The 20,445-nt window shown below is 53.1% G+C and carries 16 protein-coding genes and 1 pseudogene; 13 read left to right on the plus strand and 4 right to left on the minus strand.

Going from position 1 to position 20,445, the window contains the following annotated elements:
• The first annotated feature begins 3 nt into the window (after nucleotides 1-3).
• The 13 genes and pseudogenes from AX755_RS03375 (at nucleotide 4) to AX755_RS03435 (ending at nucleotide 15,951) form a co-directional block, all read left to right on the plus strand.
• Entirely contained in the window at nucleotides 4-780 is a 777-nt protein-coding gene (locus AX755_RS03375) for a DUF4123 domain-containing protein (RefSeq protein ID WP_062856278.1), read from the plus strand.
• 24 nt (nucleotides 781-804) lie between these two features.
• Nucleotides 805-1,334 (plus strand): annotated as a pseudogene (locus AX755_RS25260) (DUF3304 domain-containing protein).
• Nucleotides 1,322-3,712, plus strand: coding sequence for a T6SS phospholipase effector Tle1-like catalytic domain-containing protein (locus AX755_RS03385; RefSeq protein WP_062729478.1), 2,391 nt, complete (start codon nucleotides 1,322-1,324; stop codon nucleotides 3,710-3,712). The pseudogene AX755_RS25260 and the gene AX755_RS03385 overlap by 13 nt, the downstream one beginning before the upstream one ends.
• A gap of 42 nt (nucleotides 3,713-3,754) precedes the next feature.
• A complete protein-coding gene (locus AX755_RS03390; RefSeq protein WP_008805181.1) occupies nucleotides 3,755-4,012 on the plus strand; it encodes a PAAR domain-containing protein in 258 nt (85 codons plus the stop codon).
• On the plus strand, nucleotides 4,009-5,145 hold the full coding sequence (locus AX755_RS03395) for a hypothetical protein (protein ID WP_224085101.1): 1,137 nt from the start codon (nucleotides 4,009-4,011) through the stop codon (nucleotides 5,143-5,145). The genes AX755_RS03390 and AX755_RS03395 overlap by 4 nt, the downstream gene beginning before the upstream one ends.
• Nucleotides 5,132-8,590, plus strand: coding sequence for an ImcF-related family protein (locus AX755_RS03400; protein WP_062856279.1), 3,459 nt, complete (start codon nucleotides 5,132-5,134; stop codon nucleotides 8,588-8,590). Before AX755_RS03395 ends, AX755_RS03400 begins: the two co-directional genes overlap by 14 nt.
• Nucleotides 8,590-10,191, plus strand: a complete 1,602-nt coding sequence (tssA, locus tag AX755_RS03405) for a type VI secretion system protein TssA (protein ID WP_062856280.1) — start codon at nucleotides 8,590-8,592, stop codon at nucleotides 10,189-10,191. Before AX755_RS03400 ends, tssA begins: the two co-directional genes overlap by 1 nt.
• A 41-nt stretch (nucleotides 10,192-10,232) precedes the next feature.
• Complete coding sequence (gene tssF / locus AX755_RS03410) at nucleotides 10,233-11,987, plus strand: type VI secretion system baseplate subunit TssF (RefSeq protein ID WP_062856281.1); 1,755 nt, start codon at nucleotides 10,233-10,235, stop codon at nucleotides 11,985-11,987.
• Nucleotides 11,951-13,036, plus strand: a complete 1,086-nt coding sequence (tssG, locus tag AX755_RS03415; RefSeq protein ID WP_038985117.1) for a type VI secretion system baseplate subunit TssG — start codon at nucleotides 11,951-11,953, stop codon at nucleotides 13,034-13,036. Before tssF ends, tssG begins: the two co-directional genes overlap by 37 nt.
• Complete coding sequence (gene tssJ, locus AX755_RS03420) at nucleotides 13,014-13,559, plus strand: type VI secretion system lipoprotein TssJ (protein WP_062856282.1); 546 nt, start codon at nucleotides 13,014-13,016, stop codon at nucleotides 13,557-13,559. Before tssG ends, tssJ begins: the two co-directional genes overlap by 23 nt.
• The gene (tssE, locus tag AX755_RS03425; protein WP_038419559.1) at nucleotides 13,559-14,014 is read left to right on the plus strand and encodes a type VI secretion system baseplate subunit TssE; all 456 of its coding nucleotides are present in this window, start codon (nucleotides 13,559-13,561) and stop codon (nucleotides 14,012-14,014) included. Before tssJ ends, tssE begins: the two co-directional genes overlap by 1 nt.
• A gap of 23 nt (nucleotides 14,015-14,037) precedes the next feature.
• A complete protein-coding gene (locus tag AX755_RS03430; RefSeq protein ID WP_062856283.1) occupies nucleotides 14,038-15,354 on the plus strand; it encodes a VasL domain-containing protein in 1,317 nt (438 codons plus the stop codon).
• Nucleotides 15,355-15,471: 117 nt separating this feature from the next.
• Nucleotides 15,472-15,951, plus strand: a complete 480-nt coding sequence (locus AX755_RS03435; RefSeq protein ID WP_062856310.1) for a hypothetical protein — start codon at nucleotides 15,472-15,474, stop codon at nucleotides 15,949-15,951.
• Between the two features lie 34 nt (nucleotides 15,952-15,985).
• Here AX755_RS03435 and AX755_RS03440 read toward each other — a convergent pair whose 3' ends face one another.
• From AX755_RS03440 to AX755_RS03455, 4 genes are all read right to left on the minus strand, one after another.
• Nucleotides 15,986-16,549, minus strand: coding sequence for a DJ-1/PfpI family protein (locus tag AX755_RS03440; RefSeq protein ID WP_073971400.1), 564 nt, complete (start codon nucleotides 16,547-16,549; stop codon nucleotides 15,986-15,988).
• Between the two features lie 217 nt (nucleotides 16,550-16,766).
• Nucleotides 16,767-16,985, minus strand: a complete 219-nt coding sequence (locus AX755_RS25995) for an Ecr family regulatory small membrane protein (RefSeq protein ID WP_020689199.1) — start codon at nucleotides 16,983-16,985, stop codon at nucleotides 16,767-16,769.
• On the minus strand, nucleotides 16,982-18,214 hold the full coding sequence (locus tag AX755_RS03450; RefSeq protein ID WP_062856285.1) for a sensor domain-containing diguanylate cyclase: 1,233 nt from the start codon (nucleotides 18,212-18,214) through the stop codon (nucleotides 16,982-16,984). The genes AX755_RS25995 and AX755_RS03450 overlap by 4 nt, the downstream gene beginning before the upstream one ends.
• Nucleotides 18,215-18,297: 83 nt before the next feature.
• Nucleotides 18,298-20,436, minus strand: a complete 2,139-nt coding sequence (locus AX755_RS03455) for a putative bifunctional diguanylate cyclase/phosphodiesterase (RefSeq protein ID WP_062856286.1) — start codon at nucleotides 20,434-20,436, stop codon at nucleotides 18,298-18,300.
• Nucleotides 20,437-20,445: the final 9 nt, after the last annotated feature.

A 20,445-nucleotide genomic window follows, 5' to 3' on the forward strand; every position in this document is an offset into this window, starting at 1 on the left:
AAGATGGATTTCGTTTCTCCGTGGATGGACAAAATCAGAACAACCTGCCAGCGTGCCGAGATAGACTATGTTGATGTGATAATCGATCAGTGTGCTGTTAATTTCTCTGTCCTGCCTGCATTTACCACTTTCAGTGACCCTATGATGTGGCAGTCGCTATATCAAGGGCTACCTGAGGATATTTATCCTGAGGATGCGCCTGTACTGGTTCGGGTGAATCTATCGGACGCTGAACATGTTCAGTGGCTACATAACCTTGCAGCAGAAATGATGGAATCGGCTCCCCTGCTGATATGCGGTTCTTGCTGGTCGTTTGAACAGCTTGCTGATTGGCTCAGGGTTTGTGTTGATGCGCAACATGAGGGTCGGGAGGGGATTTTCCGTTTCTGGGATACCCGTATTTTTCCTTTCTTGTTCAGCCACATTCTCGATGCTGAGCAGCAAAAGCAACTGCTGATACCGGTCTTATTCTGGACATGGCTCGACTGTGACTATCAACCTTCCATCCGGTTGGGGAGTGGTGAAATCCCAGAATCTGACAAGTCTGTGGTGCAAATCGAATTTACCGATAGCCAGTTTGAGAAACTCATGTGTGTCAGTGATACAAGCCAGTTTCTGAGCTACGAAAGTGTGCCAGAAGGGTTGTTCACTAACCGGCAAGCCGAATTTACAGCCTGTTATGAGGCGATGCTGACCGCAATAGAGCAGAGAATTTTTTTTGATGATAAGCGCAATGACTGGGTTATGGCGCAGGTTATTTCAAATAACTCTGTTACCTGATTAATCCCTCACAAGGAGTGTTAAATGAAATCTCCCTTTCTCTCTTTAGTTGCAGCGGTATTGCTGTTAACGGGCTGTAATCAGCCTGCTGAATCTGATTCCGTCAGCGGCGGTGGCGGAACCATTGAGGCAATCAACCATACCCACTGGGCCATCAACCACTTTAGTGTCAACGGGCAGTCCGGTGTCGATATTATCGGCCCGTGGCAGGGAGGAGGCGGTGCTGGTTATTTCGGTGTGCCTTCAAAATGGGAACCGGGAATGACGGTAAAAATAGACTGGGAAACAGGAGAGGCATCTACAGATGACTTCCCTGGATTTGAAAATAGAGCAAAGTATTTAGAATGGGAAAAAAAATAAAGGCAAGCCATATAGAACATACCGCAATAGTGCCTGTTCCTGATTATAACGGCCAAAAAACCTGTGGGATAAAAATACACTTCCTTCCGTGCGACAAGGTAAAAGTGACAACCAGTTGTTACGATTATGGCAATCCGAATTACCCGATGAAGGATCCGATTAAGATGGAGGAGCCTGAAGTATGTCCAAAATAAATCCAGACTTAACATGGTATCCACCTCACTTTCCAAAACAAGGGCGTTTACCAACAGATACAGCAGCAACGAAGCGAAACTGTAAACAGCAGGACAGCCATGAGCTGGCATACCGGAATGAGCTTTGTCAAGCTGCGGGTAAAATCGTAGAGCCGCCCTGCTGTAAAACTCTGCATATCAGTTTATTTTTTGATGGCACAGGAAATAATCTTAATAACGATCTGTATATTTCCAGTCCTAAACATCCAACAAATATTGCTCGTTTGTTTCGTGCAACTATCGGTCAGGGTTATGCTGGTGGGGTTCAGGGACATACTGAAGAGCTGGTTGATTTAGCAGGAACGTCAGGCAACAAATATTATAAATATTATATTCCTGGGGTAGGCACACCTTTTCCTGAAGTTAATGACCTTGATTACAGTATGCCAGGTTTGGCTTTTGCCTCTTTTGGTGAAGAGCGCGTCAACTGGGGGCTGCTACGGATTATTGACGCACTCAGAAGAACATCGGGTTTAACCGAGATTTCTGACGCCGAGTGTTATGCCGCCGTCAACAGAATGACATCAAATCTGGGATCGGACGGGCCAGACAGGCGTTATACCGTTTTTAATGAACTTTTAAAGGCAGCAGATCTTGCACCTAAACTGAAACAGGCAGTTACACAACCAGAACCAGGGAAACCTAAGCTATTAGGCATTAAGTTATATGTCTATGGTTTCTCCCGCGGTGCAGCAAGTGCGCGAGCATTTGTGAACTGGCTATCTGAGTTGCTGCCAGGGGGCAGGAGAAAGGGAAGTAAACCTGAGCTTTGTCTGAAGTCGGGTGACGTAAAAATCCCCTTAAGTATTGAATTTCTTGGCCTGCTCGACACTGTGGCATCCGTTGGCATAGCAAATATTGCGCCATTCGCAGAAGGGCATATGGGCTGGGCTGATGACACCATGGAATTACCGGATAATGGGCTGATCAAAAAATGCACTCACCTCGTTTCATCCCACGAACAAAGGCTTTGTTTCCCGCTGGATTCAATTTGCCGCAGCGACGGAACTTACCCAAGTTATGCTACGGAAGTGGTTTATCCTGGAATGCACTCCGATATTGGTGGAGGTTATCCACCAGGAGATCAAGGTAAAGCTGTTGGTAGTAACGATAGTTATTTATTATCACAAATTGCTTTGCATGATATGTATTCATCTGCCTTTCAGGGAGGGGCACCACTAAAAGTCACAAAAAATTCGTTGCCTGATGAGCTCAAAAAAGATGTCTGGAGATCTTTATCTGCAGACCAAGTATTAGAGTTTGATATTGATACTGATTTGGTAAATAGATTCAATGCTTGGCGTGAAGTTACTCTAAACTTAAGTTCTGATAGTAATCATATTCAATATAATCCTATTCGAGCAAGTTCAAATGTAATTAGTGCCCTTGAAAATCAAATCGGCTGGATTACGGCCTGGCGTATCGGGCGATATGCAAATGGTGCTTATAAATCTCAGGGGTTTTACAAATCGTCAGGTGCTGAGTGGCAAAATAAAGACTCAGACCCGGCCGCTCTGGCTGCATCTAAGGCTGAGCAAGAACGGAAACAAAAAGATGTGGATGATGCGCGCCTGAGAGCAATCGTGGATAATAGGTTCAAAAATAAAAAGTTCATACCATTACCCCCAGGGCCAAAAGATTTTGACCCGGCTATCGCTCAGGTTCAGCTAAGACAGGCGGCAGAAGAATTCAATGCCGATTATCAGTCTAAACCACGCCCTGTCACGGGAAACTGGAAATATACGGTGTCTCAGCAATTATCTAATGTGATGTATGCCTTCAGTGAGAATGATTTCTCTGTTGAGTATGATCGCATCAAAAGTTCAGGTGACAGTAAATTTAATAAACTGTTTCCTAAACAATCTGCTGGAGAACCTGCTCAATCGCCAGACAGTCTGGTCAGATCATTATTTGACGATCAGGTTCATGACTCACGCGCCTGGTTTATGCAGGCAACCTTTGGTGACAGAGAACCCTGGGGAAGTTATTTCCTTTATCGGATGATTTATTTTGGTGAGTTGATGAGTAAAAATGTCTCAATGATTGCAAAATATGGCCGGTTTGTTGAAGGCCAACTTAAATCAGCGATAAAAGGAGCCAGTCTCATTTTTGATAACACGACTATCACCAATAATATTTCGGATGAAATTACATCTGATATTAAACAAATGATTTCTATCACCCCTGCTGCGGCAAGTGCGCCTGAAATTATTAATGCAGATTCTACTATTCAACCTGCAATGACAAATGGAATTGCGCCATTGGGTAGCCAGACACGTAAAGCCCTGGATGCTGCGAAACTGGCCGAAACCAAAGCTGATATTCTCAAAATATGGTGATGGTTCATTTTCTATCCTGTTTAATTCAAGTAAGGAATATTGATGAAACATATTATCAGGCAGGGTGACTCGCTTAAAGAGTATGGTGGTTCAGTTATTGGCGGTCACTATCTTTATTTTGGTAAAGGTATTGCCGTAAAAGGTGATGCGGTGAAATGTAATAAGCATGGGATGACAACGATTGTCGAAGGCAGCTCTCTGACAAAAGTTGACGGTCAACCAGTAGCATTACATGGTCATCGCTGCGCATGTGGTTGTACGCTGGTGAGTTCCAACCCAGATTGCAGGGTTGCGCAGTGAGAGCTATTCCTGTATTTCCTCGTTATCGTCTTGCGAAACCGCCGATTGCAAAGCGCTGGTTAGGGGGAGGTGCCGCTCTGGTTTTGCTCTCTGGTATCATCGCGGCAATGGCAAGAAAATCCGATGCCAATACCAGTATCATTCTTATCTGCATGGTTGGAATGGTATTACTCGGCGGTGTTGTCTGGTTTGTACGCACGATCTTTTTTCGCCTTTCAGTTCATCATTCACATACCTGGGAGCGCGAAGCAGAAAATGAGCGCAGGCATTGGTGGGAAATACATCAGCGTCAGTTTGCCCTGAAAGATATTGTCCTGATTGGGCCGGCAGGCGTTGAGCTTTCTGACTGGCTGCGTGTGATTAAGCGAGAGCATCAGGCTCCATTAGTCAGGCAGGAATCCCTGGGTAAATCGTTGCGTATTGCCAGAAGTTTCTCTTCTGCTCTTATTGAACGTGAAAAACAACTGGCTCAAATGCTGGTATTGCAATGGAAAAGGCAGCGAGGTAAGGAATTATTAGTTTCTCCGGAGAAGTATTTCTGGCAGGGGAGCCCTGAAGCCTGGCAAGCCTTTGTGGCACAGCTCATTGAGAGTTTTCCTGGAATTAAACCTCCTGAATTACCTGAGTTATGGCAAGGGGAGAAAACATTATCCTTACTGGCTAATGTTCTTGCGGACAATAAACAGCAGGCTAATTTTTTGATTGCCGGGTGCCAGTCTTTATCTCCTGTTTCTGACTCTACTCGTCCTGCCGGTGAATGCGCAGTTCTGTGGCTGGCTGGAAACCAGGGGGACGTCACATTATCCCGTGGTGAATTTTTTGAGCCTTCTGATAGTGAATCCCTGCAGCACGTCGCCTTGCGAGCCGAAAAACAGAGCGAACTTAATGAGTCGCCCGAACGGTGCATTCTCTTCTCACACCCGGAGCAACCTCAACTCGCCGCTTGTGGCTGGAATGTGACCCACAATATCCAGGATGACTACTGGGGCGATCCTGGAAAGCTTGATGCGCTGGTTGTGATATCGCTCGCTGCAATTACCGCTAAGAGTGAAGCAAAACCCTGCGGCTGGATAGCGTCAGACCCCCTCCACACCTTAGCACTTGGGATCGTAAAACCACATGGAAACAGATAAGGACAAAAACCAGACCCAGGAAATTTCTGCCGGGATCACTGTACTGCTTATTGCTGTGGCAGTAACTCTGGTGATCATGCTGGGGGGATTTGCATACTGGTTTATTGCCGGAGAGCGTTCGACGGAATGGTCAGTTATTTTTCCAATTCTGCTTGTGTGCAGCCTCCTCTGGGTCACACTTGCCTGTGTGATCGCACTGGCTTTCCTTGCCGTTCATTTTTGGATCATCAGTCGGGTCAAACGAACGACTGCAATATCACAGAAAAATGAAACCAAAAAGAAGACCAGGGAAAGGCGCCTGACGCTCGCCAGAGACATTGGCACCGTGCTGCGTAAACGCTACTACTTCTTCTGGCGCCGCAAAGTCCGCCTGCTTTTAGTCACCGGCGACGACGAGGCCATTGAACAACTGGTACCCGGCCTGCAACAGCAGCAGTGGCTTGAAGGCAACCGCACCGTGCTGATTTACGGCGGCAGCCTGTCATCGGAGCCTGACCGCGAAAAATACATCGCGCTGCGCAAGTTGCGACGCGGACGCCCGCTGGACGGGATTATCCGTGTACTACCGCAGTCGCTTAAGCTGACCCCGCAAATCAGCGACAACGATTTACGCGGGCTGGAAAAAATCAGCGAACTGCTGTGCTATTCCGCCCCGGTCTGGCTGTGGCAGTTGTGTGACAGCAACTGGTCGCAGGATACGCGTCCTGAGCAGGCGGTAGGCGCAAGCTTCCCGCTGCGTGCCAAAGCTGACGATATTACACGTCAGCTTGAGCAGATGCTGCCTGCATTGCGAACGCTGGGTGTGAGTCAGGTCACTGAGAACAACCGCCACGACTTTCTGTTGCGCCTGGGTCAGCATCTCCAGGACGGCGGTATCGTCCGCTGGACTGAGCAACTGGTGCCATGGTTGGCTGCCTCCCGGCAGCGCGTTCCCCTGCGGGGGCTGATGTTCAGCCTGCCGGAGAAGAAAACTGCCGGTACGTCAGCGAGCACAGCCGACGCTGAGCAGTATATTCCGGGGTCACAGCGTCATGCGCTGACCCTGCCGGCAACCTGGCAGGGTATCGTTGACGACTGCCCCCGCGTGCGTGGCCGCCGTGTCGGTATGGCGTGGGAGCAGACGCTTGCCTGGACGCTGATGGCCATTATCGGTGTCTGGGGGGCGGGAACGCTGCTGTCGTTCGCGGTTAACCGGTCACATATAGTCTCTGTTGCGCAGCAGGCGCATGCCCTGGTGGAGCATCCTTCCGTATCGGATTACCAGCTGACGGCCCTGCATACTCTGCGCAATGATGCCGGCCGCCTGCAGCACAGTATCCAGGACGGAGCGCCCTGGTATCAGCGCTTCGGCCTCGACCATAATCAGCAACTGCTTGATGCGATGCTGCCCTGGTACGGCGTGGCAAACAACCGCCTGATACGTGACCCGGCAAATGAGGCGCTTAAGCAGAAGTTCAGCGCGCTGGCAAATTCTGCCCCCAACAGTGACCAACGGGCACGACTGGCGAAACCGGGCTATGACCAGCTGAAAGCCTGGCTGATGATGGCTCGTCCGGATAAAGCCGACGGCGCATTCTACGCGCAGACCATGAAAACCGTGCAGCCGACGCGAATGGGTATCTCAGCAGGCCTGTGGCAAAGCCTGTCACCGGATTTGTGGGCTTTCTATATATCCGAACTGCCAGCGCAGCCACAGTGGAAAATCACGCCGGATGCGCAGCTGGTCAGCCAGGGCCGCCAGGTGCTGCTGCAGCAGATAGGACGGCGCAACGCGGAAAGCACGCTGTACGAGAACATGCTCAAATCCGTGCGCCGTAACTTTGCCGATGTGTCTCTGGAGGACATGACCGGCGGTACCGATGCCCGTCGCCTGTTTACCACCGATGAGGTGGTACCGGGAATGTTCACCCGTCAGGCCTGGGAGGGGGGGATTCAGCAGGCTATCGAAAAGGCCGCAAATTCCCGCCGGGATGAAATCGACTGGGTGCTGAGCGACAGCCGAAAAGCAGTCTCTTCAGACCTGTCGCCGGAAGCACTGAAAGCGCGTCTGACACAACGCTACTTCACTGACTTTGCTGGCAGCTGGCTGAGCTTCCTCAACAGCCTGCAACTTAATCTGGCGAACAACATAGCGGATGTTACCTACCAGCTGACGCTGATGAGCGATGTCCGCCAGTCACCGCTGATCGCCTTGATGAATACCGTCGCCTGGCAGGGACAGACCGGACAGCAGCGCGAAGCTCTTTCGGACTCCATCATCAAATCGGCTAAAGATCTCGTAGGTGGAAAAGATAAGCCTGCGATTGATCAGTCTGCGTCAGGACCGCAGGGGCCGCTGGATGACACCTTTGGACCGTTGCTTCAGCTTCTGGGTAAAAACAAGGGCAGCAACGTCATGTCGGCTGATAACTCCCTGAGCCTGCAGACGTACCTGACCCGTATCACCCGCGTGCGTCTGCGCCTGCAACAGGTGGCTAGTGCCTCTGACCCGCAGGCGATGATGCAGACCCTGGCGCAGACCGTATTCCAGGGCAAAAGCGTGGACCTGACCGACACCCAGCAATACGGCAGTCTGATTTCGGCAAGTCTTGGCGAAGAGTGGAGTGGTTTTGGCAGCACGATGTTTGTGCAGCCTCTGACCCAGGCCTGGGAAACCGTGCTTCAGCCGTCGGCGGCGAGCCTCAATGACAAGTGGAGCCGCTCTGTGGTGGCGAACTGGCACACCGCATTTGACGGGCGTTTCCCGTTTGCCGCGAGTAAAAGTGATGCCTCCCTGCCGATGCTGGCTGAATTTGTGCGTAAGGACAGCGGACGTATTGAACGCTTCCTGACGACAGAGCTCGGTGGTGTTCTGCACAAGGAGGGCAGCCAGTGGGTGCCGGATAAAGTCAACAGCCAGGGGCTGAGTTTTAACCCGGCCTTCCTGCGGGCGATTAATCAGTTGAGTCAGTTGTCGGACATTTTGTTTACCGACGGCAGCCAGGGTATCAGCTTCGAACTGCAGGCTCGTCCGGTACCGCAGGTGGTGGAGACGCAACTGACTGTTGATGGACAAAAGCTGCACTACTTCAACCAGATGGCTGACTGGCAGTCCTTCCGCTGGCCGGGAGACACGTACAAGCCGGGTACCATGCTAACCTGGACCACGGTCAACGCCGGCGCGCGTCTGTTCGGGGATTACAGCGGGACCTGGGGCTTTATTCGCTGGCTGGACCAGGGCAAGTGTGCGCAGCTTGATCGCAGTCAGTGGATGATGAGTTTCACCGCGCCGGATGGCCGTACCCTGCAGTGGGTGCTGCGTTCACAGCTGGGCAGCGGGCCGCTGGCGTTACTGGCACTGCGCGGCTTCACGCTGCCGGATCAGATATTCAGCGTCGACAGCGCGGCCACGGCGCAGGCGCTGATGGACAGTACGGAAAGCAGTGATATGGACGGAACGGAATAATGGATATTTTGCAGAATCTGGTGGCCGCCTGTCAGGCGGATGAAACCCTGTTGCGACAGCAGGCGCAGACTCGTACGGAACGCTGGCTGCGCTGGCTTGCTCCGGTCAGCGTGACCTGTCCGACGGGAGAAGACCCGGGATATGACGATGATTTCCAGCGCATTCGCGAGGAGGTCAATAAGCTTTCCGGCATCGATACCGGGCTGATTTGCACGCTTGCCGAAAAACTGATGACCACCACGGCAAAAGATATCCGGGTTGCGACTTATTACTGCTGGGCGCGCCTGCACCAGGATGGCGAAGCTGGCTTCGCCGAAGGGCTTGAACTGGTGGCAGGATTACTGCAGCGCTACGGCATGCAGCTTCACCCCCGGCGGGACCGCAGCCGCAAGGCCGCGCTGGAATGGCTCGGCGGTACCCGTGTACTGGACAGTTTGTCACTGTACCCGGAGGTCGTACGCGAGGATGCACAGCGTACCGCCGGGGCGCTACTGCTCATTGCTGACAGCCTGGAGACAGAGCCTGAAGCGTTACGGGCGGAGCTGAATGCTCTGTACAGCGCTCTTGAGTCCCGCCTGATGAAAGGCGGGGGCGTGGATGCCGTGGTACCGCAGAACGCAAGCAATCAGACACGTAGTCAGCAGCCATCTCACACGACAGAACAGGACGCGCCAGTGCTGAGCCGCATCACCTCGGGTCAGGACTTACTGGCTCAGGCTCGCACCCTGACGGGGTACCTGCGTGAGCAACCCGGTGGCTGGCTTGCGGCGCACCGGCTGATGAAAAGCCTGCGTCATGACACGCTGAGTGCTATTCCAGCACCGGATGCTGACGGGAAAACGCGCATCGAGCCGCCGCGAGCTGACCAGCGGGCGATGCTCAAGCGACTCTATCTGCAACAGAGCTGGCTGGAAATACTGGAGCAGGCGGACAATACCTTCTCGCGCGGTGCCAATCACCTCTGGCTGGATTTGCAGTGGTATACCCATCAGGCCCTGATGAAGTCGGGGCAGGATGTGCTGGCCGACATGATCACAGCCGACCTGAAAGGGCTGCTGCGCCGTCTTACCGGGCTTGAAACCCTGGCCTTTAACGACGGGACACCGTTCGCCGATGAGGTCACGCTGAACTGGATAAACCAGAGCGTGCTGGACGATATGTGCGGCTGGCGGGATGAACCGGTCAGCGCTATCAGTACGGGTGATAACGATATTCTGGCGCTTGAACCTGAAGCACTGGAGAAAGCAGACAGCGAAGGACTGGATGCCACACTCCGCTGGCTTCAGACACGCCCGGGTACCGACACCACAAAAGACAGATGGTTACTGCGTCTGCTGATGGCCCGTGTGGCCGAGCAGAAAGGTAAAAATGAACTGGCCCTGCATTTACTGGATGAGCTCGACAATGCCGCACAGTCCATCACCCTCGCACAGTGGACGCCGACGTTGTTGTTTGAAGTGAAATCGCGCCGCTTCCGACTGCTGCGCATAAAAGCCACACGCAGTGAAGCTGATAAGTCACGGCTTCAGCCGGAGATGGACCAGCTTCTGGCCGGTCTGATTGCACTTGACCCGGCAGGCAGTGCGGTGCTTTGTGGGTAACAACACCTGCATACCTTTAAAACACACATATTCAGGTTTTTATGGACGATTTAACCCTGCGTTATTACGACGCTGAAATGCGCTACCTGCTGGAAGCGGGCGAAGAATTTGCCCGTGCTCACCCCGAGCAGGCAGCAATGCTCAATCTTGATAAAGCGGGCGCGCGCGACCCGTACGTGGAACGTCTGTTTGAAGGCTTTGCCTTCCTCATGGGGCGTCTTCGCGAGAAGCTTGATGACGATCTGCCTGAACTGACCGAAGGGCTGGTCAGCCTGCTGTGGCCGCATTACCTGCGCACCATTCCCTCGATGTCGGTGGTGGAGTTCACCCCCGACTGGCGTGAGATGAAAGAACCGATGCGTATTGACAAAGGCTTCGAAGTAAACTCGCGACCGATCGGTGAAAAAGGCACACGCTGTCGCTACACCACAACTCAAGAGATAACCCTACAGCCACTTGCACTGGAGCATGCCCGCCTGTCGACTGATCCGGACGGGCGTTCGGTCATCAGCCTGCGCTTCAGCTGCAGCCATCTGGCTGACTGGAGTTATGTCGATCTCAGCCAGATCCCGTTCTATTTCAATGCTGACGCACCACTGGCCTGCGCCATGCATGAAGCCTTTACCATGAACACTGCGCGCCTCTGGCTGCGGATGCCGGGTGACACGGACAGAAGACCGCTGGACGGGTATTTCACCGCACTGGGGTTTGGTGATGATGACAGACTGTGGCCGAAGGGGGACAGCAGTTTCAGCGGTTACCAGTTGCTGTTGGAGTATTTCACCTTTCGCGAGAAATTCATGTTTACGGGGCTGCGCGGACTGGAGAGCGTGGCCTTTCCGGCTGAACTCCCCTGGTTTGAAATCGATGTGGTGCTGGCAGAACGCTGGGAGCACGATTTCAGCTTTACCGAAAAGCATCTGCGCCTGAACTGCGTGCCGGTGATTAACCTGTTTCCGCTGGAATCTGACCCACTGACGCTTAACTCCTTACAAACCGAATATATGCTGCGCCCGATGCGTGTGCAGGATGGCCATACCGAGATATACACCGTGGATTCGGTGATGTCATCGAGCCTGCATACCTACGTGCCGTTTTCGAGCTTCCGTCACAAAGGCGGAATGATGCGTCATGAAGCCCCGGAATATTACTACCACACCCGCGTGCGCCGGGGGCCATCCGGGTTGCATAACACCTGGCTCATCCTCGGCGGTGAAGCGTTTGATAACCATACGGTGCCGGAAGATGAGAGTCTGTCGCTGACGCTCACCGGTACCAACGGCCAGCTGCCACGGCGTGCGCTGCAGAGTACTGTACTTGATACGGTGATGAAAACGACTTCGGCTAATATTGCCGTGCGCAATCTGTGTGCACCAACGCTGCCCTGTTATCCTCCGGCGCAGGACCGTTTTCACTGGCGCGTGCTGAGTCACCTCGGCAGCGGGTTTCTGTCGATGATGGATAACGCCGATGTGCTGCGCGGGACCCTGGCGCTGTATGAATGGACCGACAGCGAGATGAACCGCCGCCGCCTGGAAGCCATCCTCGACGTGAAGCACCGTGAAACCGCGCGCTTTGAGCAGGGCTATCTGGTTCGTGGCGTGCAGATTGAGGTGACGCTGGACAGCCACGGCTTTGCCGGGCGCGGCGACATCTGCCTGTTTGGTGAGATGCTGAGCCGTTTCTTCGCGCTGTATACCGACATTTATCTGTTTAACCGCCTGATTATCATTCTGCAACCGACAGGAGAGCGCCTGGAATGGGAAGAGAAGCACAATCGCCGCATTCCCGGCTGACCCCGCGGCTGGAAGCCGATCTGCACCGCATGAATTTTTATCGTTTCTGTCAGTTGCTGGAGAAACGTCATCCGGGCAGGCCACTGATGGGTTCAACCAGTCATCCCGCAGATGACCCGGTACGCTTTGCACCGCATCCGGGGATGGGTTTTCCAGCCGGTGAACTGAAGTCTGTCGAATATGACGAAGACGATGACAACACACCTCCGGTTATTCGAGCGACCTTCATGGGAATGTACGGTGTCGATTCCCCCTTGCCGACGGCGTATCTTGATGACATCACTCAGCGCCGTGAAGGACATGACGCGCTGCAGGGGTTTCTGGATATCTTCAGCCACCGCATCCTGACGCAGTTTTACCGCATCTGGCGTAAGTACTCTTACCCGGCCACCTTTGAGCCCGGCGGGACCGACAGCATTTCGCAGTCGCTGCTGGGCCTGGTGGGGCTGGGTATTCCCGGCACCGCGAACCACATTGCCACACCGGTATCCCGTTTTCTGGCTCTGCTGGGTGTACTTCAGCAACCGGGGAAAACCCAGGAGGGGATACAGGCCCTGGTGAGCCTGCTGGCACCGGATACCACCGTGACGGTCAGCCCGTACTGCCTGCGTCCGGTGGAGGTCAGTCAGCCACTGGGTTTTTACGGTGATGACGATTTTCTACTGGATGGCAACACGCCACTTGGAGATGAAGCGATGGATGCCAGCAGCCAGCTGCTGATCGCGCTGTCCACCGATAACGAACAGGAATCACAGGGATGGAAACCGGACGGTCTGCTGTATCAGGACTTCCTGGTAATGTTGCGTGTCTACCTTGGCTGGCGTTTTAAGGCAAAAATCACCCTGACAACCCTGACCCGCCTGCTGGCCGTGCCACCGCTCGGTGAAGGATCTTTCTGGCTCGGCATGAACGGCGTACTGGGGGCGGAGGAGGGAGCGTTTGCAGATGATATCCCGCAAACCTTTACGACGGAACTGGGCTATTACACCGGCCTGCAACCTGCAACACCACAACAAGGAAACCGACGTGTTACGTACAAGTTTGATTAAACCCGCGTGCTGGCTGCCTGCACTGCTGGCGTTCAGCCTGGCGGGCTGCGGGATGACGCAGGGTATCACTGATGGCACTAAATCGGCATTTAACGCTGTGTTTTATAAAAAAATTAAGGTACTGCATCTGGATTTCACCGCCCGTGAAGCGTTGAACACCGATTCCCGCGAAAGTAACTCGCTGTCTGAGCCGGTGGTAGTCCGCGTATATCAACTGAAAGACCGCAAGATCTTCGACAAAATGGTCTATCAGCAGCTGCTGAAGGACGGGGAGACCATTCTTAAAGCGGACCTTCTGGCCAGCCGTGACGTGGTGGTGAAGCCGGGCGGAGATGTGAGCCTTGATATGCCGATGGAAGAAGAAGCGCATTTTGTCGCGGTGGTCGGGCTGTTCCGCCATCCGGATATGGTTAACAACACCTGGAAACAGGTGCTCAGACGTGAAGATCTCGATCCGGATAAACCGCGCATTCTTGAAGCTGGGAATAACCATCTGACATTACAACCGCGAAAGGATGACTGATGCCACAGGGACATAACACGCCATCGCTGTATGAAATGCTGACTGGTAATTTTTCCGGTGGTCTGAGCCTGCACCAGGTCAGTGAGCAGAACCAGGTGATTTTATCCGTACTTGATAACATGCAGCGCGTGCTCAACTGCCGCGCCGGTACGCTGGCGCACCTGCCGGACTATGGTCTCCCGGATATGACCAAAATTCTGCAGGGGATGCCGGGTACGACCCATGAACTGATGGGGATCTTATCGTCTGTATTGCTTAAGTACGAGCCCCGGCTTAAGAGAATCGATGTGGTGTTGCTTGAACAGGCTATTCCCGGCGAACTGCGCTACGCCATCGACGCGGAGCTGAAGGGCATCGGTCTGGTCCGTTACGGTACGGAATTTATGCCGGAGGGCAGGGTGTTAATCCGCCACCTGAAACAGCAGCAGTACCTTGATACCCGCGCCGCACTCTGATTTTTATTCAGGCTGAAACCATCATGACGACACAATTCGAACGCCACCTCAAAACCGGCGGCGACCCGCGTACGCTTGCGGATTACGCCGCCCTGCGTGACGAAATGAACAAACTGACCCATCCGGCGCGACCGGACATCAACTGGCCGCAGGCGGAAAAGCTCTGTCTGTCGCTGTTTGAGCACAATGGGGTGGAACTGCAGACTGCGGCCTGGTATACGCTCGTCCGAACGCATCTGGCCGGTCTGTACGGCATGAACGAAGGACTGGCAATACTGGACGCGCTCCTCTCCCGCCAGTGGGGCAATATCTGGCCGCAGCCTGTACATGCGCGTATGGAAATTCTCAGCGCGCTCAGCAGACGATTACAACAGACGATGCGCACCTTCACGCTGACCTGTACCGACCTCAGCCAGTTGTACCAGACAGAAGAGCACCTGAACGCACTGGGCGACATATTGCAGCGTCTTGAACTAAGGCATGCCAGCCAGCTTGATGCCCTGCGTACCCTGGTCCATAACGCGGCGGTACGGCTGGAAAACAGCGACGGCAGGCAGGAGGCGGGAGGTGCTGTTCTCCCGGCCAGCTTTACGACCCCGGCAGAACACGTCAGGTGGGTCTATGTTGCGCAGCCGGAGCCGCTGACGGACAGGCAGGTGATGACCGCGCCGCCTCCGGTGAAGCCCTGGAAGCCATTTGTCGCCGGAATGGCGACCATGCTGGTGATTGCCAGCTCGGTGGCATGGGGATGGCAGACGATGCATACACCAGATCCGGCTCAAACACAGCTCGATGCCACTCTGGCGCCTTTACCTGACGAATTATCCAAAGCGCAGTTGCAGGCGCTGCGACAAGCGTCACTATCACCCGTGGCAGGGCTTAGCAAGACGCAAAATCGGCTCGCACAGCTTAGGGAACTGAAACCTGACTGGGCATGGCGCTACGGCGATAGCCTGGTGCAGCAGGCGGTGATCCTTTGGCCGCAAGAGGCGAAACCGCTGGCGCAACAGTGGCAGCAGCAGGTTAACGTTGCAGCACTTCCGCAACCATATCTGACTGGCTGGCATCAGGGAATGATCCAATTACAACAACTGGCGAACCGGCTTAACGCACTTGATGAACAGCGGGGTAAGTACATGACGGTCAGCGAGCTGAAATCAGCGGTATTTACCATGATGCAGGCATTTAACAGTGCCGTGCCTGCAGAGGAACAACTGCGACAGCTGGCAGATCTTCCTGAAAACCAGCCGTGGCCTGCCGCGCAGCAGAGCCAGACAGAACAGCATCTGCAGCAGTTGATTGCTCGTTATGCCCTGATGAAACAAAAAACGGCGGAATAGCTACAAAGGGTTCCCTCGTTTAAGAAGGCGAGGAAGTATCCGGGAAGATAAAAATGGCCGGTCAGCGCAGGGGGCTGATCCTGGTTTAACCGTGTGAAAATGAACAGAGGCAACAACGTGTCAGCCAGAGAACGTTTCTTTAAAAAAGTGCAACAGAGTAGCAAGAACATAACGTCAGGTAACACCTCAGTTGAGGCTGAAATCGTTGAATTCTGCGAGCGGTTAGAGGGGCTGGCGCAGCAAATCATTGAGTGGTTTGCGGTCACCAGCATTGAAGTCACGTTATCACGTCAGTATCTTCACGATCTGAGCACATTAGGTTATAGCCTGAGCAGCGGAATTTGCCGCTATGAGATAGCGACTATCCTTCTGCAGAATGGCGAGCGTAGTGTCAGTATCGTGCCAGAGCAGCTCTTTCGTGCAGGAGAAACGGGTTGTGTAAGAATGCGTGTTGAAGCTCCGGGATTTCGTGAGGTGTTTTATCTGAGCATGGCGCCGGAAGCGGGCTGGTTTATCCGGCGCGAGTTTCAGAGCATTAAAGAGCGTGCTCTTTTGACGGAAGAACGCTTTTTTGTTGCGGTCGATCGTCTGGCTTGAAGAGCGTATGTAAAGAGCAGGTTGCCTTGCAGGCCTATTCCAACAACTTCGCAAATTTCGCCAGCCATTGCGGATGCGCAGGCCAGGCCGGTGCGGTGACCAGATTACCGTCAACGTGAGCCTGATCGATACCGATATCGGCGTACTCGCCGCCGCTGAGTCGCACTTCAGGCGCACAGGCCGGGTAGGCGCTACAGGTTCGTCCTTTTAAGATCCCGGCGCCGGCCAGCAACTGTGGGCCATGGCACACGGCCGCAATCGGTTTGTGCGCGGCATCAAATGCCTGCACCAGCTTCAGTACGTCATCATTTAACCGCAGGTATTCAGGCGCTCTGCCGCCAGGGATCAGCAGGGCGTCATAGTCCTGCTCGTTAACGGCGGAAAAATCGGCATTGAGGATAAAACGGTGACCCGGTTTTTCGCTATAGGTCTGAGCACCGTCGAAATCATGGATAGCGGTCATGACATAGTCACCCTTCGCTTTATCCGGGCAGACGGCGTCAACCTGATGACCAATCATCTGTAAGGCCTGAAAAGGGACCATGGTTTCGTAATCTTCGGCGTAATCGCCCACCAGCATCAGGATTTTCTTGCTCATCATTTTCTCACTTTTATGGATAACGACGTTTTAGATATAGCCTGGTGTAGCGCAAATGTCGGAAATAAAAAAGCCCGTCAGAGCACGGGCAAAATAAGCAAGTGATTTAGCAATTCGTTACCAACATAATGGAGGATAACGGCGCATATCTTACGCGCCTGTTGAGTTGGCCGATACCTGATAATTTCGGTAGGTGAAACAACAGATTAAACGTGCGTTACAGCGCGTCGAAAGTGGGGTAAATGCTGTTTTCAATATATTCCGCCACTAACCAGATCTCGCCGCTGAAGATAAACCAGAATCCGAAAATAATAAGCATTAAAATAATTATGGTGAGGATTATTTCTGTTCTTCCCATTGCAGACGATACCCACCCATAGTCTTTTTCATCAAGATGGGCATTGTAGCGGGGCTTTATCCGATACACCAGTTTCATGCCGCCAGGACTTTATTACGGCCATCATTCTTGGCGCGATAAAGCGCGTCATCTACCCGTTTAAAGAGGTCGTCGATACTCTCATCCTGGTTGTGCCGCGCCACGCCAATGCTGACCGTAAATCGCGGCAGGCCGGGGATCGAGATGCGGGCAACCGCTGCCCGGATCGTTTCGGCGATTTGCATTGCAGTATCGAGAGAGGTGCGTGGCAGCAGAATGACAAACTCCTCGCCTCCCCAGCGGAACACGAAATCCTCTTTCCGGCTACAGGCCTCCAGGGTACGTGAAAGTGCGATGAGCACTTCATCCCCCTTCAGATGACCAAAAACGTCATTGATATTCTTAAAGTGATCGGTATCCACCAGCAGTAAACTGAATTGCTGCTGTAGAGGAAGGTGCGTGAGATTCATTTGCTCAGCGATAATATAGAACTGTCGCCGGTTGAGCAGGCCCGTCATGGCATCCTGTAACGCGGCATGTTCCAGCTCAAGCTCCAGCCTTTTTTGCTCGGTGATGTCATGGATAATGCACAACATCAGTTTATCCCCGTAGATCTCAATTGGTCCGGCATAGGTCTGAACATGGCGGGTTGATCCATCGGCAAGGCGGTGCACAAAGTTGAGTGGCTTATGCCCACCCGGCAGATCGGCGATTTCGCTCATCACTGGGATCACATCGCGTCCCAGAGTGTTGATCTCCCAGGTATGCTTGCTGCACATCTCCTCGTGCGAGTAGCCATAAAAGTTAAGCGCGGCGAGATTGGCATCAACAATTTGGCCGTCGCGAGCAGGGTCGATCAGCAACATCGGGGCGCTTTTTGTCAGAAAAAAGCGAGCATAGAATCCTTGCTTTTTTCGCTGGTAAGTAGCGGAGCGGCTCGCTTTAAGCCCGGTCGGTGCCGGATGTGAAATCCCTTCAAAAACGATAATGTCGCCGTACGGCGCATGGTGGGTCAGCGAAAGACGACAGCTCAACGCGGTTTCATGCCCGTCGCGCCAGACTGTCCAGATCTCGACAATCTCCTGGTCCGTTTTCAACTCAGGGATATACATCGACAGCACGTCTTGCGCATTGGCTGAGAAAGCGCCTTTTCGCAGATCATCCACCGTTTTATCCCCCATCACCTGAACCGCGGTCGTATTCGCAAAAATAATATGGCCGGAAACGGGAGAGATCAGCCACACGGGGGTTTTAATGACATTCAGCGCATCAAAATAATTTTGCGACATAAGGAATTCCTGTACATCGGCACAATATGCCTGACGATCACGACGGAATCGACTCGCGTGGACTCCTCTGAACCATACTCCAGTTAACCCTGTGTAGCATGATTTTTTTGTGAAACAAAAGCGGATTCCGAATGAATTTTACCAATTGGTATAATCTGTTTCTGTGAATTAATCTGCAGCAGTAGCCACGGGATCTGTTCGGCAGGCAAAGGTCTGGCGAACAGAAAACCCTGCAAATAATCACACCCGAGCTCTGTTAACACCGCTCGTTGCTCTTCTGTTTCGATCCCTTCGGCAACAACATACATCTCCATGGTCCGGGCAATATTAATAATGGTCTCCACCAGCTTGCGGCTTTTCTCATTTTCCAGCATTGACGTCACAAAGCTTTTGTCGATTTTGAGCTCTTTTGCCGGAAGCACACTGAGCATAAGCAGATTAGAATAACCGGTGCCAAAATCATCAATAGAGACGGTGATCCCGGCCTGGTTGAATGCACTCAGTAATTCGATACTGCGGTCGAGATTTTTAAGGGCAGTGCTCTCCGTGACCTCAAGGATGAGCCGGGAAGGAGAAAGATTATATTTCTGCAACAGAGACGATATGGTCTGAAAGATATCCGGCTGTTCAAACTGAACAGGGGATAGGTTAAAAGACAACGTCCAGTGGGCAAAACCTTGTTCAGTCCAGAAATGCAGCTGACGGCATGCGGCCTCAATCGCCCAGTTACCCACGGGAATAATTAAACCCGTCTGTTCAAGCGAAGGTAAAAACAGATTCGGCAGCAGCACGCCTTGTTCGGGATGTCGCCAGCGAAGAAGCGCCTCAAAGCCGTGGATAGTTCTCTCTTCAGCGTGCCAGGTGGGTTGATACCACAGCTCAAACTGATCGCGCTCAAGCGCCTGCGTGAGTTCCTGCAAAAAACCGGGGTTAGCCGGGATCGCCGTCGACATCTCTGTCCGGTAGACCGCCCAGTCGTTTTGGCCTTGCTTTTTAACGTACTGCATTGCCGCGTCTGCTTTTAGCTTTAACTCATGCAGCGTTTCGCCATCCTGCGGATAACGACTGACGCCTGCGCTGAGCGTTGTACTCAGCGTATGCCCGCATACGGAAAGCGGGCGGCGCACATCGTCGAGCAGCGTTGAGAGGAGAGACTGGAGTTTGTCGTCATCACATTCTGGAACCAGCAGAATAAAGGCATCGCCCCCCAATCTTGCCAGGGTCATCTCACGGGTAAGCCTCGCCGTGATGCGCTGCGCAATGGTGATTAACAACTCATCCCCGACGTGATGTCCCCAGGTGTCATTAACCTGTTTAAAGTGATCAACGTCGAGGAAGATCACGGCAAATTGTTTATTGCTAAGCAACGCGCTGCGCAGGCAATCCTGCATGCGCAGATCCATCTGGTGGCGATTAGCAAGGCCGGTAAGGGCATCAAACCGTGCCTGTAGTTCAAGCTGTCGATTGAGCGCCTGAAGGTTGTCCGTGAGCCGGTTGGTACGCCAGTGGGAATCAATGAGTGAGATAATCAACATTATGCCGAGCAGGCACACCGTGGTGACCGACACCCCTATCGATAATCCCAGTTCGCTGATACCGCCGGGTAGGGCATGAGCCATATCACTGAATTGAGCGGCCCGCATGCCGGTGTAGTGCATGGCACAGATGGCAGCGCCCAGAACTAAAGCGGCGAGAATGCGATTGATAAAGATCCCTTTTCGCTGATGCCGCAGGTGAAAGGCCAACCAGAGCGCGGCACCGGAGGCCATTACGGCAATCAATACGGATAAACCGATGATGGGGTGATCCCAGATGATGGGGCTGTCCAGCATCAGTGCGGCCATACCGATATAGTGCATTGACACCACGCCTGCGCTCAGAATTAAGGTAGAGAGAAGCAGTCTGAAGGGCGAAAGGCGAGCGCCCGTCACGGCAATATTCATTGCCAGCATAGACGCCACCACCGCGACGCCCATTGAGGCGAGGGTTAACCAGAGGTTGTAGCTCATGATCATGGGCATTTTCATCGCTAACATACCAATGAAATGCATCGACCAGATCCCGACGCCCAGCGTAAGCCCTCCGGCAAAACGCCAGAACAGAGCGGCCTTTCCGCTGGAAAGCGGGATTTTCCCGGCATTCTCCAGGGACACAAACGAGGCGATAAAGGCCACAAGATAAGAGATGGCTATTAACACTGGGTCCCACGATACATTGAGCATTATGCAATC

It is taken from the genome of Enterobacter sp. SENG-6 (assembly GCF_001605945.1).
Classification (GTDB): domain Bacteria; phylum Pseudomonadota; class Gammaproteobacteria; order Enterobacterales; family Enterobacteriaceae; genus Enterobacter; species Enterobacter cloacae.